The 756-nt window shown below is 48.4% G+C and carries 1 protein-coding gene; it reads left to right on the top strand.

The genetic code is table 11. The annotated features are described in order from the left end of the window. The coding region (locus tag R7190_RS27035) for a potassium transporter TrkG (RefSeq protein WP_318137822.1) at nt 1–756 on the top strand (756 nt) is incomplete at both ends.

Genomic DNA, 756 nt, shown 5'->3' with positions numbered 1-756 from the left:
AGAGGCGATTGGTTTTGTCTTCCTCTCGTATCGTTGGGTGCCAGAAATGGGTTGGCAGACGGGCATGTTCTATGCGCTGTTTCATTCTATTTCGGCTTTCAACAATGCTGGCTTCGCTCTCTTCTCTGACAGCATGATGAGTTTTGTCAACGATCCGTTAGTGAGTTTCACCTTAGCTGGTCTGTTTATCTTTGGCGGCTTGGGTTTCACTGTGATTGGTGACGTTTGGCGACATTGGCGTAAAGGTTTCCACTTCTTACATATTCACACCAAAATAATGTTGATTGCCACGCCGTTACTGCTGTTGGTGGGAACGGTGCTGTTTTGGCTTTTGGAACGTCACAACCCCAACACCATGGGCTCGCTCACTACTGGCGGGCAATGGCTGGCCGCTTTCTTCCAATCAGCCAGTGCGCGGACAGCGGGTTTTAACAGTGTTGATTTAACGCAGTTCACGCAACCGGCATTACTCATCATGATCGTTTTGATGTTGATTGGTGCGGGTTCGACCTCTACGGGTGGCGGTATCAAGGTGTCTACTTTTGCTGTCGCGTTTATGGCGACGTGGACGTTCTTGCGTCAAAAGAAACACGTGGTGATGTTTAAGAGAACGGTAAACTGGCCAACGGTAACGAAGTCACTGGCAATCATTGTGGTGAGCGGAGCAATTCTCACCACCGCGATGTTTTTGTTGATGCTGACGGAGAAAGCTTCTTTTGACAAAGTGATGTTCGAAACGATTTCTGCTTTTGCAAC

This window comes from Vibrio sp. 1078-1, assembly GCF_033340475.1.
The sequence above is the reverse complement of the archived record's forward strand: the minus strand, read 5'-3'. Positions and strand labels throughout refer to the sequence as shown.